This is a genomic window from Mesorhizobium sp. M0621, assembly GCF_040320745.1.
In the GTDB taxonomy this organism is placed as follows: domain Bacteria; phylum Pseudomonadota; class Alphaproteobacteria; order Rhizobiales; family Rhizobiaceae; genus Mesorhizobium.
The window spans coordinates 1-20,357 of sequence record NZ_JAMYQF010000007.1 but is presented as its reverse complement, the minus strand read 5'-3'; the positions used below and the strand labels follow the sequence as shown (position 1 = coordinate 20,357).

Genomic DNA, 20,357 nt, shown 5'->3' with positions numbered 1-20,357 from the left:
GCGTTGAAGTTTGGATCGCATCGGCCGGCGGTGGGCCTGCGCTGGACGTCGGCTAAGAAGTGTGGGCGAACCGCCTGTATGCTACTGCCCGCGCGCAACCATCCAAACAGATAATAACCGGGTGAGTGGGCCGATGATCACGCCAGCCCAGGTAGCGGCGCGCGCGCGGCGATCTTTGCATTCTTGACGGATCATATTTTGGACTTCAGAGCAACCAAGTGGCGTCAGTATCCAGCTGTTAAGCTGAGATGATCTTCTCCACATTGAGCTGTTGTCGTCCGCGTAGCCAATCGGCATATTGAGACGATCCGCCTTCCGGATCAGTCGCCGAGTTTTTATCTCTGCAATCTGTTCATAGTATATCAGCGTTTCCCAATAATGCCGGTATTCAGCCTTTTCACGCTGCGCAAGCGTACGAGCATTTGCGAGGTCGATGTCATAGGCGTGATCGAGGTTCCTGATGGTTCGCCGGTACGCCTTAATCTCCAACAACTCTTTGATTTCTAACAATATCGTCATACGACCTCCCCAAGCCCTCGTGTCCAAAAAAGAACGCTACGACCTAATATGACGTTCAGTCCATTCAACTACTTGGATGAGCTCAGAAGGCAAAAGAACTAGACGGCGAGTAGCATCAGGACGATCTGGTTCCGAAAGCTCCGGCTCGCCAAAAGCCGCCACAAGTAACAGCTGTTGCTGAAAGAGCGCGTTTCTCCCTTACGGGCCAACGACCGAACAATCCTGATATCAACGCTACACTGGGCACCACCGATAGGATTAATTGCGCATTTTCCAATATGCCCAGTAAAATTGACCGGTGCGGGTGCGTAGCGTAAGCCCGCTGCAGTGGCCGGTGCGGTCCTCACGTCCCCGGAGGGCTGCCCCCCGCACCGGCCATTTCCCTTATGCTCTAGGATGGCGGCGAGCGATCGGGGATCGATCTAAAGACTGACGCGCAACGAAGCCCACCTGATGCGGCCAACGGCATAGTCAGCCGCTTAGCAAGGGAGCCTGTGGAATCACCAAGGCACTACCCGGTCGCGCGGTTGAGATCAGAATTACGCCTGATGTCAGCTCGAAATGTAAGACCGATCAAATCCGGCCGTTTTGATAAGTCCCGCATGGTCATGCAACTCGACCACACCATTGCGGAATGACGCCAGTCCGTTTTCCCGCAAATCCTTCAACACGCGACTTACATGCACAGCCGAAAGTCCTAACGCGTCGGCCAGCTCGGCCTGGGTCAGCGGGCATTCAAAGCGGTCCGGATAACTCGTTGCCGATCGATGTACTCGGCAGCCCAGTTCGAGAAGAAAATGAGCCGTGCGTTCGACAGGTCCCCGCCTGCTAATTCCTGCCAGATGTTCCGCAACCCTTGCGTACCGCCTCGCCTCAGCCAGCAGGATAGCCTCGCAAATGGACTGCGGATAGCGAGAAAAACAAGTATGGACAGGGCCGGTCAATTCGATCGCTGTCACATCGGAGAGAGCAGTTACCGTCTCGCCCCCTTCTCCGCAGAACTCGATCAAGGCAATTTCGCGAGGAAGCGCAAAATCAACGATGAGGCGCGAGCCATTCCGCAATGTCTTGCCGAATGCCGCCCACCCCGCGGTCATAGCCAGGATGAAGGATTTAGCCTGATGCTCGCGCGCGATCGTTGTGTTCGCCGGATAGAGGCGGCGCACAGCTCCCGGCAGTACAGAGATTCCCCTCTCCCAACTCGCGTCAGCTAGAGTGGGTCGCCTTGCCAATTCAAGAGCCTGCCTTGATAAGCTCATTTTGTCTTGATTACCCCCAGTCCGCGATTGCCCCTCCGATCAATCTGAAGCTTCAAACCATCAACTACACAAAAAGTTCCGCCTATCTTTTCATCCGAATGGCGTCTCAGGCTACCGCCATGGGATACAACCTTACCACCTTGGGCGTATGTTCACATACAGCAGGCTCTTAATCCACCTACCGGATCGACTTCGGCAAGTTGCCGAGGGCCTGCCAGCAGCCAACGCCCGCGGTCGAACTTGTCCTTTGGCTGCACCCGGCGGGACCGTCACCGCTACTTTTACATCACCTTACTTGGTTGAAACCCTCGCCAAGCAGAGCTGCTCAACTTGAAAGCAGCCGCGTTCGACGCTCTTCTGAAAGCACGTCGGGTCCTGCTGATCGCGTTGATGCCGGAAGCGCGGATCCCACTGGCGGATCGCGCGGTTGCAACTCTTGCCAAGCCGGACCAGGGATCACCTGCGTCTCACTTTCGAGACTCTCCGTTGCACCTGCCGAAACGATTTGCTCCATTGTGCTGGCTGCCGGTTTTCGGCGCGAGCGAAGCCGCGAGAGACGCCTGGCGTTGTAAGTCTGCCGTCTTTCTTCGGCAACTTCGAGGTCATCGAGTGCCGAAATGACCGATGCAAGACGATCTTCGATTTGGCTAAGACGCTTCCGGGTGGAAAGCAGTGCAACTGAAACTAGTAAACTGTAGGCAAGTACGACGATGACTGCTCCTACGGGGGTTTCGATGTCGAACACAATCAAAGCGCCAGCTCCAATAAAAACGGCAGGGGCCCCATAGCCCAGCAACCTGTCTTTCTTCAGAAGAAGCATCAATGGCCAGGTTGCGGACAGAATCAGAATGGCTGCCGGCCTGTTGACCAACCAATCTAAAAGCCCCGGAACAATTTCGCTGAAAGTATCCATATCAACCTCAAGCCAGACGAGGCCGGCCGCTTTCTTGTCGTCAGGGAGTGCAGGCTCTCCTGCGCGCCCTGCGCGCTGCAGCGTCTTCGACCTCGCGGAAGCGCGATATATGTCCCGCCGACGTCCTAAAGGTCTGAAAGGCTTGTCGGGTAGACCAGATCGACCTTTAGCCGATTTACTACTCAATAATGGTAATGGCGGGGATATCCGCGAAGCTGTTATGTTTCCAGCTGACCGGCGGCGCGATCGGTCGGTGGGCAGAAGAGAGCGATCGCACATGCCGGATGGCGGGGCGCGAACCCCTAAATCTCGTGCGCCGTAGGCGCTTAACAGGCCACTGCCCGAACTATTTTGAAGTGAAGCACATTCAGCCAACGCTGGCGGGGTGGGATTTGTGCTGCTGTTTGCAAGGATTCGGAAATGGCAAGTCCAACTGACAATCCGATCATGACCCGAGAGTTACTTCCGCTCGACGTGAGGGAGATCCTTGATTTCTTTCTCCGGCGATGGAAGCTGGTAAGCAGCATTGCAGCCATGACCTTCGTCTCATTCGTGGTCGCCGCCTATGTCCTTCCTCCATCCTACACAGGGGCTGCACAAGTCTTACTCGATGCCCCGATCGACTATATGACTCCGCAAGATTATTCGAATTCCGATTTTGCCGACAATTCAACATTTATCGAAAGTCAGATTGTAGTTCTGAGATCCACCTCGCTCCTTCAGAAGGTCGTTGACAGTGAAAAGCTCACTGAAGACCCGAAGATCGGGTTGGGAGCATTGGAATGGCTAAAGGGTGCACTGGGAGTTTCACGCGTCGGAATGGCGGACGTCATTGAGATTTCAGTGACCGCTTACGATCCGGAAAAAGCAGCATCCCTGGCCAACGCAATTTCCCAGACCTACCTCGCTGATCGAGTAAGATCGCGCTACGAAGGAGCCAGGAAAGCATCCACATGGCTCAGTGAGCGGGCCGCATCACTGCGCGAGGAACTGAGCCGTTCGGAACAAGCTGTCCAGAAGTTTCGGATCGATCACAATTTGTTGGCGACACCAGCAGGCAGTCTGACTGACCAGCAGCTATCCGAATTGAATATCGCGTTGATTAACGCACGCGCCGAATTGTCCGAGAAGCAGGCCCAATTTTCTCAGGTTGACAAATTGCTGGCTAACGGCGGCGACATCCAGTCGATACCGGATGTATTGCAGTCGGTGGTAATCAGCGCACTTCGGGCTCAGGTCTCTGGAGTGACCCGGCGGGAAGCCGACCTTAAATTGAAATATGGCGAACGGCATCCGGATGTCATTTCGGCCCAAGCCGAGCGCCACGACATCGAGGAGCAGATTGCCGCCGAAGTCCAGCGTCTCATCGGCAATCTAAAGAATGAAGTCGACGCCGCAGAAGCCCGGGAGGCTTCTCTGAAACGGGCCTTGGATTCGGTGTCCAACCGATCCGAGACCGAAGGTCAGGTTGGCGTCCAGTTGCGCGATCTGGAGAGGATTGCCGCCGCGAACAAGGAGCTCTTTGAGACATTCCTTTCACGCGCCAAGCTCACCGAGGAGAAGTCCACCCTCCTCAACAGCGGCGTACGCGTGATAACCGATGCGGGTGTTCCGGGTTCGCCAAGCTTCCCGAACAGGCCTCTTTTTGCGGCCCTGGGACTCGTCCTGGGCCTCTTTGTCGGAGGCGCAGGTGCCGTACTTCGTGAGCTTTTCGCCGCCGGCTTCATGGCAAAGAAACAGATAGAGGACGAGCTGGCCGTTCCGGTTCTTGCGTCCATGCCAAGAATGTCGGGCTGGTCGAGAGACGCCCAGTCCCAAGCCCAGCCTGTGGCCTATCTCGAACGCAGACCACTATCCAGATATAGCGAGGCCGTGCGGCGGCTCCGCCTGGGCATTGATGGGACACCCGAACAGGCGCGTTTGCCGCGCATCATGCTGGTGACATCAGCGATGCCTGGCGAAGGAAAGACAACTCTGGTGTTGAGCCTGGCATGCTCCGCCGCGGCCGATGGCGAACGGGTTCTGGTCGTCGATGCGGACTTGCGGCTTTCGGCTGCCACGGCCTTCTTCGGCATGGCGGACAGGGTCGGGCTGGTTGACCTTCTGACTTTGCCGGTAAAGGCCGCAAACGCGATTCATCTGGACGAACGTTCGGGGATTTCCCTGCTCCCTGCCGGCGCAAGGACCCGGAACCCGCCTGCCCTTCTTGCTTCGGTGCGAATGCGCTCGGTCCTCGATGAGCTTCGCGGAAAATTCGACACGGTGATCATAGACGCACCACCTGTTGGACCTGCTGCCGATGCCTCGATCCTGGCGAGGTATGTCGACAAAGTCCTCTTTGTCGTGAGGTGGCGTGAAACCTCACGTGAGGCCGTTGCCGAAGGAATCCGACATCTTGGCGGTCGTTCCAAGATTGCCGGCATCGCCCTGACAATGGTGGACGAACCAAAACTGCCAAAATATGGCCGTTACACGTCACTCGAAAGCAGCGTCTCGGACAGTTACTATCTCAACTAAAGAAAGAGACATTTTGCTATGCTGAATTCTGACTTATACAATAGCAGCCCTCCAGAGCCTGCAGGAAAAACTCACCACGGCGAACCTGCGCGCTGGTGCGTGGTCCAGACGCACCAGCATTCCGAGAGCCTGGCAGAGCGGCACCTGCTATCGCAAAACTTTCGAACCTATCTGCCCAAGCGGAGACGAACTGTCCGGCACGCTCGCATTGTCAGAACCGTCTCCAGTGCGTATTTCGACTGCTATCTGTTCGTCTCGTTGGCTGTTCTCCAGCAGAGCTGGTATCCGATCAACTCAACCGTCGGCGTCCGAAAGCTTGTCATGAGCAAAGGAATGCCTATACCGGCACCATACGGCGTGGTTGAATCTTTGATATCAGCAACCGACGACGACGGAATTTTGCACCCGGACATTCTATTGATGCCCGGCCAAAGAATTAGGATCATAGACGGTCCATTTTCGGACCATCTTGGGATTCTTGATCATGTTGGAAGTGCTGGAGCTGTCAGAATTCTTCTTGATATTATGAATCGCTCAATTCCGATTACTATCGACAGGGATAAGCTTTCGATCGTTTCTTGAATTCAATTTGTGAATTTCACTTACTATTTCGTGGCACGAAAGATGCCGAAACCACCACCCGACAGGGAGTGATGAGTTGGCACTCAATTCACCCTCGCTGCGGCAGCTTGCAATAGGCGACATCCGAGCCTCGGCAATCAACTGCGGGAAACTCCTTGCAACCTTCACGCAAATCCAAACTGGGAAACCCCGCGGAGCTTCGGGATGGCCTGCAGCCGCAGCAGTATCGTCGCTGGGCCACAGAGGCCAAGGTAAGCATACTGGCGGAAGCGTTGGCGCCAGGGGCGAATGTTTCAGCGCCAGCCAGGGCGCTTGGCATGGGGCCGTCCGGCAGCCAGGCAGACGCAGGCCCATCTCAAACCGACGGAAGCGCCCCCTTCCAGCCTTCCGAAACGGCACCGGCTCTGCCGATTGCCACCCAACTGTTTCAATTATTCAACGAGAGCGGCCTGAAGTACGGAATAATTCAGGATGTCGCAGAGCTGCAAGACGGACTTGCTGGGCGGGACGATCTGGATGTCCTTTTGGACAAGCACGACTACCCGGCCTTCTGCTCGATCGTGAGCAAACTGCATGGGCGTCGTAGCGTGAGCCTGTCCTGCTATGACAACGTCTGCGCCGGCCGAGAGGACTGGTTCCTGCCTGACTTTTCGCGTGGTGGCTATCTCCATCTCGACATGCATATCGGGATCCGGGTCGGCTGGGAGTTTCGTAAGCGCTATCCGGTATTCGACTATGCGGCGATTACGCGATGGGAGTCGATGTGCGTCGACGGCGTAGCGGTCCCCCTCGTCTCTCCCGAAGACGAGATTCGAATAGCAATTGCACGCTTCGTCTTTAGGGCCTGGGGTCCGCCGTGGAGGCAATGGATCACCGTTGGGAATGGTTGGAAGGACCAATTTGCACGTCTGCCATTTCTGTCGGGCGAGCATGGCTTGCATGTCGTGGAATACACATTTGGCGGCGGGAGATCGGCGAGCTGCAGGTTCCTGCAAAGCACCGACAGTTTGCTCGCCCACCGTGGAGATCTTTATAGGCTGCGGCGTTCGATCCGGGAAATGTGTGGTTACACGGGAAGTTATGGAATCGCCGATGCCGTCATCCATCTGGTCCGCAAGACCTCCTATCTCGCCTTGAGGTGCCTTCACCGCTGGATGCCCGGCGCGTTTCCACCAAAGAGACGGCCTGCGGCTGGTGGATTTGTGGTGGCGCTAATAGGTCCTGATGGCATGGGGAAGAGCACTCAGGCTGATCGGCTGACACAGATATTTCGATGGAAATTCGGGTGTGCGCAAGCATATGTGGGAACCGGTGACGGCAATGGGTGGTGGCTTCGCAAGGCGTTACAGAGTCTGGTTTTCCCCCATAGACGCCGCCTTAAGTCCTTGGTCCAGGACGATGGCAACTATTCCTTCAGCCGAAATTGGTCGAAGGGAGGAGTTGTCGGTGCCGCGTTTGCATTGTGGGCAGTTTTGATAGCGTTAGAGCGATACGCTGTCGTGAAACGGACACATAGATGGGCGACGCGCGGCCTGATCGTCATTTGTGACAGGTGGCCCCAAGCGCTGCGCAGAGGATATCTGGACGGGCCAACCATCCCACCGCACCTGTTTTCCGTGCCAGGCTTGTCAGCGCTCGCCCGGCTCGAACAGAGGCTCTATCAGAAGATGGCGGAATGCCGGCCACACCTCACATTGCACCTCGTTTCAGATTTTGCCGTCTCCGAGCAGCGAAAGCCGGGAGAAATTAGGAAAGAAGCCTTCGACGCGCGGCTATCGCTGATGGCGGAGTTGCGAGCCAAGGATAAGAACATCCGAACCATTGATGCAAGCGCTGGCATCGAGGCGGTCGGTCGGGAACTGTTCAGGCATATCTGGCTGTCTTTGTGAGAGGCAGGGCGGGCGGCTCATCGGCCGGTATCCATCCCCAACAGACCCTGACGCGCGGCCTTCCGCCATCGCGAATCGACAGGTGTTCCCTGCCAGGCGTGGGAAAAGCCGCCGAACACTCGCGCTCGATGGCGGCGCGCCGCTAGAGCCCTGTTTCATCCCAGGATCGGCACGGGGCTCTGACTCGAACGAGTCAATATGGCTCTGTTTCGGGACGAGCACCTGTCCCACCCGGCTCTCAGCGCCACGCAATGACGGAGGTTGCCATGTCCGACACCGTACGCAGGACCGGCAGTTGCCTGTGCGGCGGCGTGCAGTTCTCGGTCCGCGGTCCGCCGCTCCGCATTGGTCTTTGCCATTGCAAGGATTGCCGCAAGGCCGGCGGCTCGACCTATTCGGCCTTTGCCATCTGGCCGCGCGAAGCCTTCGAGAAGACGGGCCTCGTCAGTTCCTATGGCACGCGCAGCTTCTGCCGGACTTGCGGCGGCCGCGTCGCCCGGGTCAACGACAAGGACGTTGAGGTGATGATCGGCAGCCTCGATGTCGTGCCGACCGATCTCGTACCCGAATATGAATTGTGGACCTCAAGACGCGAGACCTGGCTGCATGCCTTGCCCGGCACCGAACAGTTCGAGCGTGACCGGCCAGCGGCGAGCAGCGCAGAAGTGCCGGCGCCGAGGTCACTGTCGGACGTCGATGCGGCCGCGTGAAATTTGATTTTGCGCTCGATCTTCCACCCGGATGCGCCGCCCCGGATTTCATGTCCCCTGAGGTATTGGCAAATGAAGATCGTCCATGTGCTCACCCGACTTCTTCGGGGAGGTTCCGAAGAGAACACATTGGCCTGCTGTCTCGCACAAGCGAGGCACGGCCACGAAGTGAGTTTGGTTCACGGCGACGAGTACGACCCGAATTTGCGGGTGTCGGTTGCCGAAGCCGTTCGGGTTGTGACTCTGGAAAGGCTCATCAACTCGATTTCGCCGTCCCGTGACATTTCTGCATTTGGGCAACTCACTCGCCTTATGCGCGATTGGCGGCCTGACATCGTGCACACACATCAAAGCAAAGCTGGCATCGTGGGCCGCCTTGCCGCCAGGGAAGCCAATATTCCTTGCATCATACATGGCGTGCACATTTTGCCCTTCGTGCATGTAGGCAATGCGCAGAGGCTGATGTACCTGGCTGCCGAACGCCTGGCCGCGAAATTCACACAGGCTTTCATCGATGTCAGCCAGGCTATGCGCGACATTTGCATTGCCAATCATTTGGGCAGCGCCGAGCAACACCACGTCGTCCACTCCGGCTTCGATCTGACACGCTTCGCGAACGCGCAATGGCCTCAAGAGCCGCATCTGCTCCTGGGGACGGCTGTCGGAGAGCCTAAGCCCCCGGTGATCCTGATGCTGGCAGCACTGGAACCGAGAAAACGCCATGTAGAGTTCATTGAAGCATTTGGGCAGGTCGTCGACCGAATTCCGAACGTGCGACTGCTCTTGGCCGGTGAGGGGCCGGCGCGATCCGCTATTGAGTCGGCGATCGAACGATCCCCGTTCGCAAACAACATTCGCATGATCGGCTACCATAGCGAGCCTGAGCGACTGATCCGTCTCGCGGACGTGTGTGTGCTGACGTCGATGCGAGAAGGACTGCCTCGCGTCATGATGCAGTATCTGGCGGGCGGTCGAGCCAGTGTGGTCTCGCACCTGCCGGGAGTGGAAGAGGTCGTGAAGCACGGCGTGAATGGAATTGTGACGCCGGCAGAAGACGTTGGCGCGGCGGCGGCGGCGATCGCCGACCTTCTCCAAAATGAGCACTACCGCGCTCGACTGGCTGAGAGCGCGAAACTCACCGACCTGTCGTCCTGGGGGCTGGATGCCATGTGCGACAGGGTCGAGCTGATCTATCAATCCGCTCTCGAGTCAGCCCTTTCAGCAGGAAGGCCAAACGACGCGCGAATTCGCGACGGCCTCACCAAGCAAACCTTAGGACTGCACAGATTTTGATCCGTTTTGCTCCTTCGACGGAGCGCGGATTTCCAAAGCCTACTGCTCGAACCCAACGAACACCTTGCTGTCACGCTCCGGTCGACGAATGTCGGTTGGTCCTGACGGCGGGCAAGACAACCGGAGTACGACGATGCATTTGCATGCTGATCAGCAATTTCCGTCCAAGCCTTTTCGAATGAAGGATTGGGGCCGACGGCTTTTTCCCGGATTAGAACCTGCGGCCGGCCGCATGCTCGCAGTGATTGGTGGTCTCGCCATTGCCTTTGTTCTGCTCATCGCAGATGCATCCCGTGCGGACGGATATACGTTCGACACCGGTGACATCCTGCGGGTATCCGTGATTGGCGAGCAATCCTATCCGCTGGACGTCGTGGTCGATGACCGGGGCTCGATATCACTTCCCATGCTGGGCGATATTCAGGCGCGCGGCCTCACTACTGTTGCCCTTTCGCAGGCCATTCAGCGTGCATTACAGCAGCAGAAGCTCATTCTCGAGCCTTTCGTGAAGGTGGAGATCGGTCAGTACAGGCCATTCTTTATTTCCGGAACGGTGGCTCATCCAGGATCATACCCATTTCAACCCGGAATAACGGTTCGCCATGCGCTGGCCATAGCCGGTGGCTTTCGGGCTACCGCCGTCGGAAACATGGAGCCGGCCCTGCAAATAGCTGATCTGCGCAGCGCGCGCGCAGGTCTTGCGATCGAAGAATATCGTCTGAAGGTGCGGCTCGCCCGGCTCCAGGCGGAAAGCCGGCAGGACAAATCCTTCGTCGCTCCGCCGGATCCGCCAGTCGAGTTTGGCGGACACTTGATAGTCGACATCGTAGCGTCCGAACAAGCGCAGTTGGACGCCCGCCTTGCCGCATATCGGGACGACATTTCATTCCTTGAGGTCTCGTTGGATCGGGCCAGGAAGGAAGCGGATATGGTCGCTGCAGCGCGAAAGGAGCGGGAAAAGACCGCGAACATTCAACTTGAGGAACTGCAATCCGCCCGGTCACTGCGGGAAAAAGGTCTGGTAACCAATTCGAATGTCATGACGGCGGAACGAGCACACACCAGCTATCGCGCCGAACTTGCGCAGACCGAGTTGCAGCAGGAGCAGGCGCAGCAGGCGATGCTGACCTCGGAGAGTGAGCTGAGGAAAAAGAAGCAGAGTTATGAAATGGATCTGATCTCGCAAGCGCAGGACACGCAGGTCGAGCTGGGAAAGATTCAAAGTCAAATAAGGTACGTTGCCGACAAGCTTCTCTTTATCTTTACCTATGGCGAACAGAGGACGTTCGACGACTTGCAAGGCTCTGTGAAGATTTCGATTTTCAGGCGCGACCAGAAAGTCGCCCACGACATCATCGCCGACGAAAATACGGAAGTCCTGGCTGGCGATGTCATCGAGGTTTCGATTGTAGCCAATAAAGGGTTCTATGCACCGGACACTTCCGGAACAATGGGGACCCCAAATGCGGAGGGCCCGGCCCTCCAGCCAAGCATTGTCGGCCAATAGCACGAACATGCCCACTTCCTCGAGCAAGGCTTTGCTTCTGGGCCGCGATCGTCGCTTCGCAACGCGCCTGGGTTCGTTGTGCCTTGAACGGACCGACATAGTCCGGCCTTGGCACCTCAGGGTTTGACATGATCCTTGGGGCAGCACTGACAGTCGTGGCGAACCGCTTCCGCCGGACGAATTCCCATGCCAAAACGGAGCAGAGGCGGCTCAATCTCCTCCGTGCAACGGCGCGCCGCAAGACGACGGTGCGCTACGCCCCGCGTCACCGCTCCATCATCCGATCGCGCATTCCAGGAGCAATCCTCCTCCTCGCTCTTGCGCTTGCGGGAGCTGCATTCCTGCCGCGCCTCGTTGATCTCGGCAGGAACTGGCTGCCGCGACCGTGGACCGATCTCGTGCGGGACTGGGGCCATCTTGCCGATGTCTTGCTGCCCGGTCCGGACGCTCTTCTGGTTGGGCTGGCGATCGCGGCCCTGGGCTTGCTGCTCATGGCAGTCGCCCGCAAGGCAAGGCGAAGGGGCGGTTTGCCAAGCGCGCTCGCGAACGCCGGCGCCCAGCCCTCGGCAGGGAGCATCATCCGGCCGGCGCCCGGTTCGGAACTGGCCTATGCGTTGCGTTCCTGCAAGGCAGCATTCGCGGGCGTCGCGGTTTTTAGCGGCGTGAGCAACATCCTCATGCTGACCGGCGCGATGTTCATGTTGCAGGTCTACGATCGCGTACTGCCAAGCCGCAGCATTCCGACTCTCGTAGCCATGGCGATATTGGCCGGCGTTCTGTTTGTCGGGCAGGCGGTCGTCGATCTCGTACGCGGACGCATTATGACCCGGATCGGTGTTGAACTGGACGAAGCGGTCGGAGGACGCGTATTTACAGCCGTGTCCAGGCTGCCCTTGTACATCGGCCACCAGGGCGACGGGCTGCAGCCGCAGCGCGATCTCGACAACGTCCGCATATTTCTGTCGAGCCCGGGGCCTAGCACGCTTTTCGACTTTCCGTGGATGCCCTTTTATCTGGCAATCATATGGAGCCTCCATCCGACGCTCGGGATTACGGCGATTTGCGGTGCAATCGTGTTGGTGGCGCTGACGGCAGCGACCGAGGTCTTTACGCGCAAACCAATGGGCGCCGCAGTTTCGACGGGTGTGATGCGCAACGGCTTTGCCGAGGCCAGTCGCCGCAACGCGGAGGTCCTCGCGGCGATGGGAATGGGCAACCGCCTGCACGACCATTGGCGGGAGGCGAGCCGCGAATATCTCATGCAACAGCAGCATGTCAGCGATATCGTAGGCGGCTTTGGCAGCTTCGCCCGCGCCTTGCGGCTGATGCTCCAGTCGGCAATGCTTGGCATAGGGGCCTGGCTGGTGATCCAGGGTGAGGCTACGTCCGGGATCATCATCGCCGGCTCCATCCTTGCAGGCCGGGCGCTTGCGCCTGTCGATCTTGCCATCGCCCATTGGCGTACCTTCGTGGCCGCACGCCAGAGCTGGAGCAGGCTGAACCAGGTGCTCGCTCGATTGCCGCAAGACGCCCAGCCGATGGCACTTCCGGTTCCCGGTTCGAACTTGACGGTGGAGCGCATGACGATCGGTGCGCCGGGCGCGCAACGGATCATCGTGCGAGGTGTGGAATTCAGCCTGGACGCCGGCTCGGTGCTTGGCATCATCGGACCAAGTGGTTCCGGCAAATCCAGCTTGGCTCGTGGGCTGGTCGGCGCATGGCGACCGCTGGCGGGGCGTGTCAAGCTTGATGGCGCCGCGCTCGATCAGTGGTCGTCGGAGCGCCTTGGCCGCCATATAGGTTACCTTCCGCAGGACGTCGAACTGTTCGCGGGAACGGTTGCCGCCAACATCGCCCGATTCGATCCTGGATCGGACCCGAAGGCCATCGTCGCCGCCGCCCGCGCGGCGGGTGTCCATCAACTGATCATCAGCTTTCCCAATGGCTACGAGACGCAGATCGGAGAGGGCGGAACCGCGTTGTCAGCAGGGCAGCGCCAGCGCGTTGCCTTGGCACGCGCACTCTATCGAAATCCGTTCCTGGTCGTTCTCGACGAGCCCAACTCCAATCTCGACATGGAAGGCGAACGGGCGCTAGCCGAGGCGATCCTCGCAATCAAGGCACGCCGAGGCATCGTGGTGATCGTCGCGCACCGCCCGAACATTCTCACCACCGTGGATTTCGTGCTGATGATGAAAGAAGGGCAGATGCACATGTTTGGAACGAAGCAGTCCGTCCTGTCCAAGCTGTTTCCGATGTCACAGGTCAATACAGAGGGCCTGCAGCCGGTTTCAACCTCTCCTCGACTGCCGAATTGACGACGTGCGGCATAGGGGAAACGGGCAATGACGGCTCCTGTCTTGGACAGATCGCTTTCCAACCGGCGATCCATTCGCCGCAATCTGCTCGGTGGAATGACTGTCGTCGCACTGCTCCTCGGCGGAATGGGAGTCTGGGCCGGGACAGTGGACATTTCGGGAGCAGTTATTTCGCATGGCTGGGTTGTCGTCGAGAACAGCGAAAAGAAAGTGCAACACCCGACGGGCGGCGTGGTCGGCAAGATTTTCGTGAGCGATGGCGACCGTGTCCGGGCCGGGGATGTCTTGGTCCAGCTTAGCGACACCATCCCGCGTGCCACCCTGGCTTACGTGACAAAGAATCTGGATGAGCTCTATGCGCGAAAGTCCCGGCTCGAGGCCGAGCGTGACGGCAGCGGGCGGATGACACTTGCTCCGATACTTGCCACGCGAATGAGCGACCCGGAGATTGCCAACACGGTGGCCAGCGAACAACGGCTCTTCGAGCTTCGTCGAACCGAGGTTTTCGGCAACAAGGCACGCTTGCGAGAACGCATCGAGCAGCTCGGAAAGCAGATCGAAGGCAATTTGGCTCAGGAATCGGCAAAGAGCAAAGAGATCGAGCTGATCAACGACGAACTCGTCGACATCCGCAGCCTTGTCGAAAAGAAGCTCACACTCAAGTCGAAGCTGACGGAATATGAACGCGAGGCAACACGCATCGAGGGTGAAAGGTCACAGCTTGTGTCAAACATGGCGCAGGCAAAGGGTGCCATCGCCGAAGTCGAACTCCAGATCCTGCAGCTGGACAAGGAGTTCTCCAGCGAGACTGGGAGCGAACTGCGCGATGTCGACGCCAAGATCGCCGAATTCGAGGAACGAAAAGTAACCGCCGAGGACCAGCTGTCACGCATCGACATTCGCGCTCCCTCCAGCGGCGTGGTCCATCAATCCTCAGTCCATACTGTCGGCGGTGTGATCAATGCGGGGGAGCCGATTATGTTGATCGTTCCCGACACCGACACCCTCACGGTCGAGGTAAAGGCCGCTCCGCAGGATATCGATCAGATCTCGGTCGGCCAACGCGCACTTCTTCGCTTCACCGCCTTCAACGTCCGCACTACGCCCGAAACGGAGGGCACGGTGTCCATGATTGCGGCCGACGTAACGCGCGATCAGCATACCAATGAAGTCTACTACGCAGTTCGCATCACGCCCGATCCGAAGGATTCGAAGAAGCTTGGACCCATCTCGATCATTCCCGGCATGCCGGTGGAAGCATTCATACGGACTGGTGACCGCAAGGTGCTGTCGTACCTGATGAAGCCTTTGACGGACCAGATGATGCGTGCCTTCAGAGACCAATAGCCGAGCGGCGGAGCTTGTCGTGAGGATCAGCGCTATCCCGGCTAACCTTTAGCGACGGAGACTTGTCATGGCAGCAACAGAGCTGAAACGTCCCATTTTTCTGATCGGCAACTATCGGTCGGGGACCACAATTGCACAAAAATTGATCGGGCTGCATCCTGACATCGTTACCTGGTACGAGCCAAAAACATTGTGGCTATACGCCGATCCGGCGCGGCGTCATGACGAATTTGGCGAAACCGATGCGACCGAAAGGGTCGCACGTTACATTCGCGGCAGGTTCCTCGAATATCAGTCGCGGCACGGCGACCGACAGATCATGGAAAATACACCTGCCAATGTCTTGCGCGTGCCGTTTGTCCACGAAATTTTTCCGGAAGCCATATTTCTCTATATTACGAGAAATCCATTTTCGTACATAAGCTCGATGGAGCTTAAGTGGCAGAGAGCAAAATCTCTCAAAGGCTTAATACGACTTTTGAAGCTCACTCCAGTAACGCAAGTTCACTATTATGCAAAAGATATTATAAAACAAGTTGTCGCAAAAAGGGTATTGGGAAGGAAATACACATCGATCTATGGGCCGCGTTACAACGGGATAGAGCGGGATTTGAAGGAGAATGAAAAATTGACGGTAATCGCGCGCCAGTGGGCGCGCGGCAATCGAAAGGCTCGAGAAGATCTCGCCAAGCTGGGCGACGGTCGCGTGCTGTCTTTTCGCTACGAGGATTTGATACAGGATCCCGAGTTGGTCTTGCGCAGCATCTATGAACATTGCGGGCTGAACTGCACCGACGACATCGTCCGAAAGGCCAAGGAGATGATCGATCCCGGCCGCCAGCAGAAGTGGCTCCGCCTCGAAAAGAAGGATCTGACGGCGATCATACCGGAGGTCCGGGACGAGATGGAATTCTATCGCTACGAAATCCCCTCGCTCCTTCAATAGGTAAGGCGCGCTGGGCGCGGGCGGGCGGCACCGCAGCGGAGGTCCCTTCGTGACCATCGCGATCGTGACCTCATGCAGGCGCGGGCGTCGCCGAGCATCACCCAATGTAATCGTGTCGCTCGGCGAATCCGGGAAGGACGCAATGGCTGCCTGTTTGGGTCGGCCGAGGAGTGGAGAGAGGCGTGAGCAACAACCGGCGCGGGCTGGCAAAACAAAGTATCGTGGGCATGTTCTGGACGTCCCTGTCCATGGGTGCCCTCGCGGTCGCGGAGCTTGTCGCTCTTCTCATCCTGGCCCGGCTGCTCTCGCCCAATGAGTTTGGCCTTTACTCCGCAGCGCTGATCGTCATCAAGTTTTCGGCGATCTTCCAGGGACTTGGCATTACCCCCGCGATCGTCCAGCAACCCGTGCTGGAAGAGCGACATCTTCGGGTCGGGTTCACCTTGTCATGCCTCCTCGGCCTCGTTGTGTCCGCGTTGGTCTGGGCGATGGCACCGGCAATTGCCGGCCTGCTTCGGCTCGCCGATCTGACTCCGGTCGTTCGTGCCATCTGCTTCGTGTTCCTTTTCCAAGGCGCTTCCATGGTGGCATTGGCCGCGGCCCAGCGCGCGCTGCGATTCCGCTGGCTGGCGCTCGTCGATGCCTGCGCCTTCGCCACGGGCTACGTCGTTGCCGGTCCGGTCCTGGCTTGGCTTGGCTTGGGCATCTGGGCCCTTGTCGGCGCGCTCCTGATCCAGCAATTCATCCGCATGGTTGTGCTGCTCGCTGGCCAGCCACACCCGATGCGGCCTTTGCTGGAGCGGCGCGCGATCGGCGAACTGCTCTATTTCGGAAGCGGTTTCACCATCGCCCGGGTATTTAATTACCTCGCCACCCAGGCGGACAGGCTTGTTGTGGGCCGCTGGCTCGGCGCCGATGCGCTTGGCCTGTACGGCCTGTCGTCACAGCTGATGACGACGCCCGCGGTCATCGTCGGTCAGGTTCTTGATCGGGTGCTGTTCCCGACCATGGCGCTGGTACAGGAGCAGCCCGCGCGGCTTGCTCGTGCCTATCGCAGCGCAGTCGCGGGTTGCGCCCTGCTTGTCCTGCCGGTCAGTGTGGTCGTGGCGATCGTCGCGCCGGAGTTGGTTGTGGTCATTCTCGGGCGGGGATGGATAGGGGTTGTCGCCCCGCTCCAGATCCTGGCGTTCAGCATGCTGTTCCGCACGAGCTACAAGCTTAGCGATTCCGTCTCGCGCGCAACAGGGACGGTCTACGCTCGCGCCTGGCGCCAGGCGGTTTTCACCATCGGCGTCTTCGCCGGCTCCCTCGTAGGGCAACTCTGGGGCATAGAAGGCGTGGCGTACGGCGTCGGCGCGGCCTTCGGGATCAACTTCTTCCTCATGGCACAGTTGAGCCTTCGCGTGACCGGGATGACTTGGGGGGACTTCCTTGTGGCGCACCTGCCCGGCCTGACGCTCGCGGGCGTTGTCGGAACCGGCGTCTGGGCACTCGTTGGATGGCTGCGCGAGTTCCAACTATCTCCGCTGCCCCTGCTCATCGATACGGCATTGCTGGCATCTGCCGGGGGCTTGCTGCTGTGCTGGATCCTGCCGTCGCTGTTCCTTGGGCGGGACGGGCTATCATTGCTGCGTCTGCTTGCGGCGGTGGTGCCTGCCTGGCCCAGGATGCGGAAGGCAACTGACTGATCAAAAGTAGACTTCAGCGCTGCCCCCCGGCCATGGATTTCGGGCGACGGCTTTCATGTCAACGCTACCCATCGCCATGCTCGATCTGGGGTCGGAAGCGTCCCCGGTTGGCACATCGAGATCCCGATTTTAGCAGAGAAATGTGGAGAGGAGATACGACGTGGCAAAACTCGCTGGGCTTCCCTGGAATGACGCGAAACTCTTGCTGACGGACTCCGGCATCAATGACGACTGGCTGAATATTGACAATTGGACCCAGCCAATCGGAAGCGTAAGCGGCAACGAGAAGACTGGCGAGATCTCCGATCTGAGCGACGAAGCTGCTGCGGAAACCGGCAAGGGGAGTCACAGTCACGGATTGGATCGCGCCGCGAGCAGCCTCGATCTCATTTCCGCGCATGGGATCACTCCGACATCGGGGAGCGATGGCGGATTGAACCTCAGCGGAGTGGCCGAGGCGGCAACCGGAGTTGGCATTCATCTGGACAGCAGCTTTCTCGATTTGTGGCAGGACGCGACAACGGGCCATGCCGACAGCCATGTCACCTATCCCGCCACCACCCCTGAGCCAGTTGCTGACCTCGGCACGGTCTCGACGGGCGCCGCGGCCACCTCCAGCAGTCTCCTCGCCGCCGCCTCGAATGCAATCGACCCGATCTTCGAGACAAGGGTGGCGACCGCCGGCGACGATGTCGAGGAGAAGGGTTCGGGTTCGATCTCGACCAACATAAACGACCTGGAGCTGGGCTATGACAGCAGCACCCGACAGACGGTAGGCATCCGCTTCACCGGGATCGACATCCCGCAAGGCGCCATCATCACCGGCGCCTATATCCAGTTCCAGGCCAATGAGGTGAAGACCGGCGTGACCTCGCTGCTGATCAAGGGCGAAGATACCGACGACGCGAGCGCCTTCACCAGCGTCAGCTTCAACGTGTCCTCACGCGCGACGACGGACGCGTCCGCGGCCTGGACGCCGGACCCGTGGACCACGGTAGGCGAGCAAGGTCCGACCGAGCGCTCGCCGGACCTGTCGGCGATCGTGCAGGAGATCATCAACCGCTCGGGCTGGGCTGCGCTCAACGATATGGCATTTTTGATCACCGGCACCGGCACGCGCACAGCCGATTCCTACGAATACTCGCCGGCCAGCGCTCCGCTGCTGCACATTGAATATCTGCTGCCGGGATCAGGCAGCCCGGTGGCCTTCAACACCCCGGCCGACGCCAACGCCGCCGCCAACCAGATCGCCGAGCTTGCCGCAGCTGGTGCACCCACCGGGATCACCGCCTCGGCCACGGATCCCGATGCCGGCTCGACCGTCACCTACAGCATCAATGACTCGCGCTTCGCCATCAATGCCAGCAGCGGCGTCATCACGCGCTCGGCCAACGGCACGCTCGACTTCGAGACCCAGCCGTCGATCAATCTGACGGTGACGGCAACCTCGTCCGACGGAAGCACCGCCAATCAGTCCTTCACCCTCGCTGTCCTCAACAGCGCTGAGCCGGTCGCCTTCAACACCCCGGCCGACGCTAACGCCGCCGCCAACCAGATTGCCCAGAACGCCGCCGCCGGCACGGCGATCGGGATCACCGCCTCGGCGACGGATCCGGATGCCGGCTCGACGGTCACCTACAGCATCAACGACACGCGCTTCGCCATCAATTCCAGCAGCGGCGTCATCACGCGCTCGAGCACCGGCACGCTCAACGCCCAGTCCGAGCCGTCGGTCGCCCTCACCGTCACGGCCACCTCGGCCGACGGCAGTACCGATACCCACGCCTTCGCCGTCAGCATCACCGGCGCCAACCAGCTGCCGACGTCGGTGACCCTGGCACATACCATCCTGACGTCGCTGTGGTCGCCACCGAGCCCCGATCCTACGGATCTCGTCTATATTTCTCACCTCGGCACGCTGCTGGTTGCCGATAGTGAAGTTGACGAGATGTCCATTTTTACCGGCAAGAATCTCTACCAGATGAATCTGAGCGGCACCCTGGCGGGCACGCTCACGACGATCAATTTTTCCGATGAGCCGTCGGGGATCGCCTACAATCCCGCTAACCACCATCTCTTCTTCACGGACGACACTGGCACGAAGAGCGTATACGAACTCAACCCCGGACGAGACGGACTTTACAACACGTCCGACGACATCGTGACCTCATTCAAGACGGCCGCATTCGGCAGCACGGACCCGGAGGGGATTGCGTATGATACAAAACGTGGAGTCCTATATGTCGCCGACGGCACAACCCAGACGATTTACACCATCGCTGCGGGTCCGAACGGCAAATTCGATGGTCTCCCGAGCACGGGCGGCGACGACATAGTCACGAGTTTTTCTGCGCGTGCGCTGGGGACCCCTTCCGACGAAAGCATTGCTTACGATCCCGTCCATGATCTCCTTTATATCATCGCGTCGAAAAACTCGGTGGCAATGGTAACGCCTACCGGACAGTTATTGGGCACGCTCGATATCTCCGCGGCCCATGCACACAAACCGTCGGGAATGGCGCTGGCGCCAAGCAGCGACGATCCAAGCCACAGTATGAGCCTGTACATCACCGATCGCGGCGTCGACAATGACACCAATCCGACCGAGAACGATGGCAAGATCTATGAATTCCATATTAATGATTGGCTGCTCGCCTGATCCTGCACGGCGCGTGTTTCAGACCATCGGACCGCGTCATGCCCGGCCAAAACCGGCGAGCACAGAGCGCAGGTTGGTGCCGAGGCTTTCTTTCGTTTGAAAACCCCGAATCATTTTTTGTTGCTGATTTGAAGTTCGGACCCGTGAGCCGGTAGCCGCCGGCAAAGAAAAGCCCGGACCACTTGCGGCACTTTTGTGTGCCGCAAGTGG

Annotated in this window: 14 protein-coding genes; 11 read left to right on the top strand and 3 right to left on the bottom strand. The window is 58.9% G+C overall.

Annotated elements, in window-relative coordinates; translation table 11 throughout:
- Window positions 1-81 precede the first annotated feature (81 nt).
- The 3 genes from NKI38_RS06970 to NKI38_RS06960 form a co-directional block, all read right to left on the bottom strand.
- The gene (locus NKI38_RS06970) at window positions 82-519 is read right to left on the bottom strand and encodes a hypothetical protein (RefSeq protein WP_352655890.1); all 438 of its coding nucleotides are present in this window, start codon (window positions 517-519) and stop codon (window positions 82-84) included.
- A 551-nt stretch (window positions 520-1,070) separates the two neighbouring features.
- Window positions 1,071-1,685, bottom strand: coding sequence for a Crp/Fnr family transcriptional regulator (locus tag NKI38_RS06965; RefSeq protein WP_352655888.1), 615 nt, complete (start codon window positions 1,683-1,685; stop codon window positions 1,071-1,073).
- 418 nt (window positions 1,686-2,103) lie between these two features.
- Window positions 2,104-2,691 carry a hypothetical protein gene (locus NKI38_RS06960; protein WP_352655886.1) on the bottom strand — a complete coding sequence of 196 codons (588 nt, stop codon included), beginning with the start codon at window positions 2,689-2,691 and terminating at the stop codon, window positions 2,104-2,106.
- A gap of 420 nt (window positions 2,692-3,111) precedes the next feature.
- On the opposite strand from NKI38_RS06960, the gene NKI38_RS06955 reads away from it, so the two are divergent.
- From NKI38_RS06955 to NKI38_RS06905, 11 genes are all read left to right on the top strand, one after another.
- Window positions 3,112-5,208 (top strand): GumC family protein, encoded by a 2,097-nt coding sequence (locus NKI38_RS06955; RefSeq protein WP_352655885.1) that lies wholly within the window; start codon window positions 3,112-3,114, stop codon window positions 5,206-5,208.
- Between the two features lie 18 nt (window positions 5,209-5,226).
- Window positions 5,227-5,790 (top strand): transcription termination/antitermination protein NusG, encoded by a 564-nt coding sequence (gene nusG / locus NKI38_RS06950; protein ID WP_352655884.1) that lies wholly within the window; start codon window positions 5,227-5,229, stop codon window positions 5,788-5,790.
- Between the two features lie 155 nt (window positions 5,791-5,945).
- Window positions 5,946-7,679 carry a hypothetical protein gene (locus NKI38_RS06945; protein ID WP_352655882.1) on the top strand — a complete coding sequence of 578 codons (1,734 nt, stop codon included), beginning with the start codon at window positions 5,946-5,948 and terminating at the stop codon, window positions 7,677-7,679.
- Between the two features lie 266 nt (window positions 7,680-7,945).
- Window positions 7,946-8,389: a GFA family protein gene (locus NKI38_RS06940; RefSeq protein WP_352655880.1), complete on the top strand. Its 444-nt coding sequence runs from the start codon at window positions 7,946-7,948 to the stop codon at window positions 8,387-8,389.
- A 72-nt stretch (window positions 8,390-8,461) separates the two neighbouring features.
- A complete protein-coding gene (locus NKI38_RS06935; protein WP_352655878.1) occupies window positions 8,462-9,682 on the top strand; it encodes a glycosyltransferase family 4 protein in 1,221 nt (406 codons plus the stop codon).
- A gap of 133 nt (window positions 9,683-9,815) precedes the next feature.
- Window positions 9,816-11,189, top strand: coding sequence for a polysaccharide biosynthesis/export family protein (locus NKI38_RS06930; RefSeq protein ID WP_352655876.1), 1,374 nt, complete (start codon window positions 9,816-9,818; stop codon window positions 11,187-11,189).
- Between the two features lie 578 nt (window positions 11,190-11,767).
- On the top strand, window positions 11,768-13,507 hold the full coding sequence (locus tag NKI38_RS06925; RefSeq protein ID WP_502899266.1) for a type I secretion system permease/ATPase: 1,740 nt from the start codon (window positions 11,768-11,770) through the stop codon (window positions 13,505-13,507).
- A gap of 27 nt (window positions 13,508-13,534) precedes the next feature.
- Window positions 13,535-14,854 (top strand): HlyD family type I secretion periplasmic adaptor subunit, encoded by a 1,320-nt coding sequence (locus tag NKI38_RS06920; RefSeq protein WP_352655872.1) that lies wholly within the window; start codon window positions 13,535-13,537, stop codon window positions 14,852-14,854.
- Window positions 14,855-14,921: 67 nt separating this feature from the next.
- Window positions 14,922-15,800 carry a sulfotransferase family protein gene (locus NKI38_RS06915; protein WP_352655870.1) on the top strand — a complete coding sequence of 293 codons (879 nt, stop codon included), beginning with the start codon at window positions 14,922-14,924 and terminating at the stop codon, window positions 15,798-15,800.
- A gap of 182 nt (window positions 15,801-15,982) precedes the next feature.
- Window positions 15,983-17,488, top strand: coding sequence for a lipopolysaccharide biosynthesis protein (locus NKI38_RS06910; RefSeq protein WP_352655868.1), 1,506 nt, complete (start codon window positions 15,983-15,985; stop codon window positions 17,486-17,488).
- A 160-nt stretch (window positions 17,489-17,648) separates the two neighbouring features.
- Window positions 17,649-20,147 carry an RTX toxin gene (locus NKI38_RS06905; RefSeq protein WP_352655866.1) on the top strand — a complete coding sequence of 833 codons (2,499 nt, stop codon included), beginning with the start codon at window positions 17,649-17,651 and terminating at the stop codon, window positions 20,145-20,147.
- Window positions 20,148-20,357 lie beyond the last annotated feature (210 nt).

Excerpts from the sequence above, each read along its gene's own strand:
- NKI38_RS06970 (WP_352655890.1), bottom strand. The coding sequence starts at position 519 with ATGACGATATTGTTAGAAATCAAAGAGTTGTTGGAGATTAAGGCGTAC.
- NKI38_RS06960 (WP_352655886.1), bottom strand. The coding sequence starts at position 2,691 with ATGGATACTTTCAGCGAAATTGTTCCGGGGCTTTTAGATTGGTTGGTC.
- NKI38_RS06955 (WP_352655885.1), top strand. The coding sequence starts at position 3,112 with ATGGCAAGTCCAACTGACAATCCGATCATGACCCGAGAGTTACTTCCG.
- nusG (WP_352655884.1), top strand. The coding sequence starts at position 5,227 with ATGCTGAATTCTGACTTATACAATAGCAGCCCTCCAGAGCCTGCAGGA.
- NKI38_RS06940 (WP_352655880.1), top strand. The coding sequence starts at position 7,946 with ATGTCCGACACCGTACGCAGGACCGGCAGTTGCCTGTGCGGCGGCGTG.
- NKI38_RS06935 (WP_352655878.1), top strand. The coding sequence starts at position 8,462 with ATGAAGATCGTCCATGTGCTCACCCGACTTCTTCGGGGAGGTTCCGAA.
- NKI38_RS06930 (WP_352655876.1), top strand. The coding sequence starts at position 9,816 with ATGCATTTGCATGCTGATCAGCAATTTCCGTCCAAGCCTTTTCGAATG.
- NKI38_RS06920 (WP_352655872.1), top strand. The coding sequence starts at position 13,535 with ATGACGGCTCCTGTCTTGGACAGATCGCTTTCCAACCGGCGATCCATT.
- NKI38_RS06915 (WP_352655870.1), top strand. The coding sequence starts at position 14,922 with ATGGCAGCAACAGAGCTGAAACGTCCCATTTTTCTGATCGGCAACTAT.